Source organism: Paenibacillus sp. An7, assembly GCF_009870785.1.
Lineage (GTDB): Bacteria > Bacillota > Bacilli > Paenibacillales > Paenibacillaceae > Paenibacillus.
In genome coordinates this window covers 261,081-268,054 of the sequence record NZ_WTWX01000001.1, presented here as the reverse complement: position 1 = coordinate 268,054, position 6,974 = coordinate 261,081, and the positions used below count along the sequence as shown (strand labels likewise).

Annotated in this window: 5 protein-coding genes and 1 pseudogene; 5 read left to right on the top strand and 1 reads right to left on the bottom strand. The window is 41.8% G+C overall.

Features of this window, described 5'->3' with window-relative positions; genetic code table 11:
* The 5 genes and pseudogenes from GQY27_RS21595 to GQY27_RS01130 all read left to right on the top strand — a co-directional run.
* A pseudogene (locus GQY27_RS21595) lies at window positions 1-353 on the top strand (nicotinate phosphoribosyltransferase); the annotation flags it as partial.
* A 16-nt stretch (window positions 354-369) separates the two neighbouring features.
* Window positions 370-984, top strand: a complete 615-nt coding sequence (gene nadD, locus GQY27_RS01145) for a nicotinate (nicotinamide) nucleotide adenylyltransferase (protein WP_160031678.1) — start codon at window positions 370-372, stop codon at window positions 982-984.
* 61 nt (window positions 985-1,045) lie between these two features.
* Window positions 1,046-1,867, top strand: a complete 822-nt coding sequence (nadE, locus tag GQY27_RS01140; RefSeq protein ID WP_160031677.1) for an NAD(+) synthase — start codon at window positions 1,046-1,048, stop codon at window positions 1,865-1,867.
* Between the two features lie 137 nt (window positions 1,868-2,004).
* Window positions 2,005-3,672: an L-lactate permease gene (locus GQY27_RS01135; protein ID WP_160031676.1), complete on the top strand. Its 1,668-nt coding sequence runs from the start codon at window positions 2,005-2,007 to the stop codon at window positions 3,670-3,672.
* 228 nt (window positions 3,673-3,900) lie between these two features.
* Window positions 3,901-4,407 (top strand): DUF6944 family repetitive protein, encoded by a 507-nt coding sequence (locus GQY27_RS01130; RefSeq protein ID WP_160031675.1) that lies wholly within the window; start codon window positions 3,901-3,903, stop codon window positions 4,405-4,407.
* Between the two features lie 59 nt (window positions 4,408-4,466).
* Here GQY27_RS01130 and GQY27_RS01125 read toward each other — a convergent pair whose 3' ends face one another.
* The gene (locus GQY27_RS01125) at window positions 4,467-6,596 is read right to left on the bottom strand and encodes a serine hydrolase domain-containing protein (protein ID WP_160031674.1); all 2,130 of its coding nucleotides are present in this window, start codon (window positions 6,594-6,596) and stop codon (window positions 4,467-4,469) included.
* Window positions 6,597-6,974: the final 378 nt, after the last annotated feature.

Sequence of the window (6,974 nt, the reverse complement as noted above, 5' to 3'; positions counted from 1 at the left end):
ATGGAAAGTCAGAAGGAGATTATATTGCACTTGAAGAGGAAGAACCGGGCAAGGAAGAAGTACTTCATATGTTCCACCCTGTTCACACTTTTATTGGAAAGTTTGTTACCGAATTTGAAGCTAGAGAGCTTCATCAGACGATTTTCGAAAATGGAGAATTGATATATGATCTTCCAACCCTTCAAGAAATTCGTGATTTTGCTCAGCGTAATCTCCATTTATTGTGGGACGAATATAAACGGACACTGAACCCGGCAGAATATCCTGTGAATTTAAGCAGAGCGTGTTGGGATAACAAAATGAAGCGGATCGAGGAAATAAGAAGAAAGGTAGAAGCGTTTATGAAAAGGTAAAGGAGGAAAGATAGATATGGGGAGAGTTGGCATATATGGATCATCTTTTGATCCCATTACAAATGTGCATCTCTGGACAGCCAGCACCGTAGCTCACCGTGCAAAGCTCGACAAAGTGATTTTCCTTCCTTGTTCAAGCAATCGTCCTGACAAAAAGATGAATAGCAGCGATGAACATCGGATGAACATGGTCAACATGGCGATTCAGAACAATCCGAAATTTGAAGCAGACCGGTATGAGATGGAGCAGCCCGGCTGGGAAATCTCGACATACCTCACACTTAAGCATTATAGAGAAAAATTTCCTGATGATGAGATTTATTTTATTATGGGGGCGGATCTGCTTGTAGATATTGGAGAAGGAAAATGGAAACGAGCAGAAGAACTAATCCAAGAAAATAAATTTATTGTTATGGCCCGAGACGGAATTAACATGCTGTCTGCAATTAGTAAATCACCCATACTGAGAAATTCAGATGATGGCTATACTTTTCACTTAATTGACAAGGGACTGGCAATGGAGATCAGTTCAAGTTACATTCGGGATGAACTTAAAATGGGGGGTGAACCCCGCTATTTAGTTCCCGATGCGTGTTACGACTATATAAAAACCAACCACTTATATGAATGAATTCATTTTATACTCATGGAAAGGTATTATGAAATTAAATCGGAATTAGGAGGATTTAAAAATGGATAAGCAACAAGAAATTAACGAGTCTTTGCACGTAAAACCGGTCATTGTTCCAAAGGATGAAATTAGGGAGAGAGTTGATTTTCTTAAAGATTATTGTAAGAAGGCAGGAGCGAAAGGGTATGTACTCGGAATTAGCGGAGGACAGGACTCTACGCTGGCCGGGCGACTTGCACAGCTCGCTGCTGAGTCTCTGCGTCAAGAAGGATACGAAGCTAAGTTTACTGCAATACGGCTTCCTTACGGTACACAAAAGGATGAAGCGGACGCTCAGGAAGCACTAAAATTTATTCAGCCTGATGATACCCTCGTGTTTAATATCGAAGAACCTGTGAATGCCTTAGTAAGTGCATATAGCTCCTCCACAGGTGAAGAATTAGGGGATTTCCACAAAGGGAATGTCAAAGCAAGAATGAGAATGATTGCTCAATACGCCGTAGGAGGGGAAAGACAAAGCCTTGTTATCGGTACAGATCATGCAGCAGAAGCGATTACTGGATTTTTCACTAAATTTGGTGATGGTGGCGCGGATATCGTTCCGCTTACAGGACTTACAAAGGGACAAGGGAGAGAACTGCTCAAAGAATTGGGTGCTCCTGAGCGGCTTTATTTAAAAACACCGACAGCTGACTTATTAGATAATAAACCTCTGCAAGCGGATGAGACGGAACTTGGTATAAAGTATGACACACTGGATGATTTTCTTACAGGAAAACAGATCGACCCGGCATCAGCTGCTAAAATCGAGCAGCGTTATCACATAACGAAGCATAAAAGAGAACTTCCAGCTACCCCTTTTGATCAATGGTGGAAGGAATAGAGCAGATAGAGAAAGTCGCTTAAGTAGCGGCTTTTTTTGCTGGAGATACTCATCTATTCGGAAATCAAGACTTAGAAAGTGAAATTTAGGGAATATTTATTACTACACTTTAAGTTTGAGTAAAGGAGTAAATAACCTTGAATTTCCTTGAATTGATTACGGCAGCGATGCCGATACTTTCGGTTTTGATTTTTCTTGTGATCTTGCGGATGCCCGCAACCGTCGCTATGCCGCTTAGCTTTGCAGTAACCGCTGTTCTGGCTTATTTTGTATGGAATATGCCGCTGATCAATCTTACAGCTTCGGCACTAGAAGGTGTATTTGTTACTCTTACCGTGTTATTTATTATATTCGGCGCGATTTTGCTTCTGAATACGTTGACTCATGGGGGAGCACTTGCTGTGATCAGGGAAGGTTTTATGAATATCTCCGAAGATATGCGCGTACAGGTCATTATCGTTGCCTGGTGTTTTGGAGGGTTTATAGAAGGAGCAGCCGGTTTTGGTACACCAGCAGCGATAGCTGCCCCATTGCTATTAGCACTTGGGTTCCCTCCCATAGCTGCTGTAGTTGTGGCACTAATCGCAGACAGTACGCCCGTAGCTTTTGGAGCCGTAGGAACCACTTTTAATGTGGGAATCAGACAGGGTCTTGATGAAACATCACCTGTATTTATGAATTATTTGACAGAGCAAGGTATGGATATCAGCGGCTTCTTGCAGGCCATTGCGATGCGGCTAACTCAGATTGATATCTTCATCGGTACCTTTATTCCTCTCATTTTAGTTCTTATGATTACAAGGGTATTTGGTAAAAACAAGTCCTTTAAGGAAGGATTTCAAATGGCTCCATTTGCGATCTTTGCAGGGCTGACCTATACCATACCAGCAGCACTTGTTGCTACTTTTGTAGGTTATGAATTCCCTTCTCTGCTTGGAGCATTAGTCAGTCTCATTGTTGTTGTTCTTGCTGCCCAAAAAGGATTTCTACTGCCTAAAGGAGAACCATGGTGTAAATTTGGTCCTTCTGAGTATGTCAAGAAAGAGATCAGAGCAGAAGAGGAACAGGAAGCATCGGGACATACGTTAACACTCGCTAAAGCATGGGTTCCCTATATTCTGATTGCTGTATTACTTGTTTTAACTCGTGTGATTAAACCATTACAGCGGTGGTTGCAGGGGATAAGCATCTCATGGAGTGATATCCTCGGTACAGGGATTAATCAGAACTGGCAGATTTTATATTCACCCGGATTTATCTTCTTGCTAGTTGTCGCGATAACTGTGATTCTTCATGAAATTCCAAGGAAGAAGATGAAGCTAGCTTTCTCTGAAGCGGCAGGCTCCATGGTAGGGACTGCGATTGCGCTGGTATTTTCTACGGCCATGGTACGGATCTTCCTGAACTCTGGAATAGAGGGAGCCGCATTACAAAGTATGCCGACAGAACTAGCAGAGCTTGCATCTAATGCATTCGGAGGAGCGTGGCCAATAGCTGCCCCATTCATAGGAACACTAGGCGCTTTTGTATCAGGCAGTGCAACATTCAGTAATATGATGTTTAGTTCTCTGCAATTTGATGTAGCTTCCGTGAATGGGTTTGCTCCTGATCTCATCATTGCACTACAGGCGATCGGAGCTGCTGCGGGAAATATGATCTGCGTTAGTAACGTAGTCGCTGTATCCGCTGTCGTTGGGGTACTCGGTAAAGAAGGGCAGATCATCAGATTAGCGTTAATACCAAACTTGTTTTATGTTATCTTGTCGGGGATTATTGCTATGTTGATCGCTATGGTATTCATTTAAACGAAGAAACAGACTACGTATAAAAATGATTGGAAAGAAGCGGCTGAACATGATCAGTCGCTTCTTTCTGTTTGTGATGAGAATATCGAGTGGTCCATCTCGAAATCCTATTCCTTCTCTAGCCAAAGCAGCGCAGAACAAGAAACCCGTTTTCTATAAAGTAAAGACCAATCTCTTATTTATACATACAATAAAATATCTACTTTTAGAGGAAGGGAGGAGAATACAATGGCTCAAGGCATAGAAAGTATAGGTCTATGGATTGCGGCCTTGGGAACCACACTGATCGCCTCCGTCTCTAAGGAAGGGGAAGCCTCCAAATTATACGTAATTGGTACGTGTTCTGCTGCGATTGGAGCAATATTATCTGCTTTGGCGGCAACGAGGACAGTGAAGATCAGGAAGGTAGTCAGAGAAAAACTTGAAAAGCGAGGCACATTTCTAAGGGCTATTGGATTCGCATTAGTAGCTGAAGCAAAAGGTATGCCGAGCAGTATACGTATTGCAGGTGCCTTTAGATCTATTGGTAATGCAGTCGCGTTGTTAGGTCTTGAACTGCCTAGCAGCAATAAAAAAAGAGAAAAACTCATAGAGGAAGGCAATGTATTGGCTGTACTAGGGGGAAGCTATGAAATTGTGGAGGCAGAAAGACCAACGACTAGAGTAGAACGAATTCGCTTCTACGGAAATATTCTAGAAACAGTCGGAGATGCTCTCAGTCTAAATATAGAATAAAAAGAACAGGCATTTCCGATAGACGAATAAACGTCCTGGTAGATGCCTGCCTTGTACTTTTATTGGTTCGTGGCGTCAGGTTGATTTGCTGTCACCGTTTCTTGCTCTTTGGCAAGTTCAGCAACGATTTGGTCGGTTGGCTGAGTCAGCAATCGGTACATAAGGGCTGCTGCTTCTTGACGAATAAGCGGTTTTTCCGATTGGTAATTAGCAGAACCATTTCCTTGCAATTTAACTTCTGGTCCATATAGACCTAGTGCGATCATCATTTGAACAGCAGGGACAGCCCAGGTATCTGTTTTTCCAGAGAGTTTTACATTACTGAATAATTGCTCTGGGTATTGCTGTTTATAAATTCTCCATAACAAAACTGCTGCCTCTTGGCGGGTGATAACCTGATCTGGTTTGAACCGCTTCTCCTCTGCACCTTCAATCATCCCGATCTCATAGCCTGCCTGGATGTAACCGGCAGCAGAATGGGCAGCCCAGTCGCTGTCAGTATTAGGCTTGGTTTTACTTTGTGGGATACCGCTGAGTTCAAGGATTTCCTGGATAAACTCTGCGCGAGTCAGTGCATTTTTAGGATGGAAATTAGTGCTCCCATCATTCGAATAATGTCCAAGTGATTGCAGTCCATAAATGAACATCCCATATGCGCTGCCTGGGCGAACGTCTTTAAATCCGGCTGCTTTTGCTCCTTTCTTCTCATAGCCGAACGGGTTTAAATAAGGCTCTTTCATATATATACTTCCATCTGCATTTTCTTTGAAACCGGTGAATTGCCCAGTTAGTTCATCCATGAATAGATTATCATCTACTTGAATCAACGTGCGAGAACCAAGATAAGCATCAGATATTTCCATTTTACCAGCTTGGTCGTTCTCGTCTTTTAGTTTGCTTACAATCGTTTTCAGACGAAGATCGGAATAAAGCCCTGCATAACGCTGTAATTCTTCAGCTGTTTGCGGTTCGTAAGAATTGAACTTCGCTGGTTCTGCATACTTTGGAAAGAAAGCAGAGATAAATGCAGGATAGAAAAGATTACGTAAAGCACCCGTCTGGTTGTACGTAAGGAATACACCCGTATTTTGCTCTGGAATAAGGAAGAGATAGGAGCTGAATCCGATCAGATCTCCTGCTTTTGTAATGATTTTGGAACTGCTTCCTGCTCCCGGTATTTGGAAAGGTGATTCAAACCCGTAGGTGGTATCTGGTAACAGGGGATGAACTTCGGAACGGTACGTTTCCATACTCTTTACTGTAGTTTCATTAAGTATGCGGTTCTTGCCGTCAGTCCCTCCATTCAGGAAAGCAATCATAAATTTACCAATATCCTCTGCAGTAGAATTCATGCCTCCTTGCGGCATAGGAGCAGGGGAAAGGGCGTATAGGTCAATGGGATTACGAGCAGCATCATAAGCGATAGAAAGTTGTTTTTTGAATTGATCGTTCAGCATAAAACCACTGTTTTGCATGCCAAGAGGCTCAAATACATGTTTTTGCATATAGGATTCAAAGGGTTCTCCGCTGACATTTTGGACAACGAGTCCTAGTAGTAGTGATGCGAAGTTATCGTACATATAAGAACTACCAGGTTCACGAACAACAGGAGGCATGTGCTCTTGAACATAGTCCTCCATGGATATGTATTTATCAAAATCAGCATGAATATCTTCTACCTTAGGATCGCGTATTTCAAAACCAGTCGTATGGGTAAGCAAGTTTTCTATGGTGACGGGTTTATCATAAGGGTTATCAAATTCAAGGCCAGGGATGTAAGTTTTCAAATCGTTCGTAAGACCAATTTTCCCTTGTTCGACTAACTGCATAATCGCCACTGCCGTGAAAGTTTTAGATACAGAGGCGATGCGGAAGGCTGTTTTTTTAGGATCAACGGGAGATTTTTCTTCGAGGTCAGAGTAACCATACCCTTTTTCTGCAATTACTTTGCCGTCCTTAACAATAATGACGGAAGCGCCTACATAATGAGGTAAAGCCTGCTGTGAGTTAAAGAATTCATCTAGAAATACCTGAGCTGTTTCGGGAGAAAGATTTTTCGGTGCGCTAGCAGGTGATGAAAGGGATGAATCGGCATGTGCGGATGGTAAGAGTACACCTAAGAAGAGGAATAAAGCTAGAAAAGCAGCTAATAACGTTTTCCTTCGAATAAAGACAGGTGAAAAATTCATACAATCACTCCTTCATTAATATCGGTATGCCGTGGGTTCTTCACGGATATCAAGCTCATTATAGCAGAGACTTTATTCCAATAAAAGGAATTCTACTGTTATTGCTGATTAAGGAAAAGGAAAGGCACAGATTAGAAAGACATACATTAATAATGTAACAATTGTCATAATCAGGAAATGTAAATTTCAGTATTTCTTCTTTATTTAAACAAATAGAAAATTATCGGAAAGAATAAATAGAAAAAGGTATAAAAAATCCTTGAAGAATAGCCGATTAGTTAATAGGACCTATGGTGGAAGGGGATGTCTACATCGGTATATACGTAAAATAACTGTTTTCAGGTTTTATTAACATTAATTTCTTAGGATTAATAACGC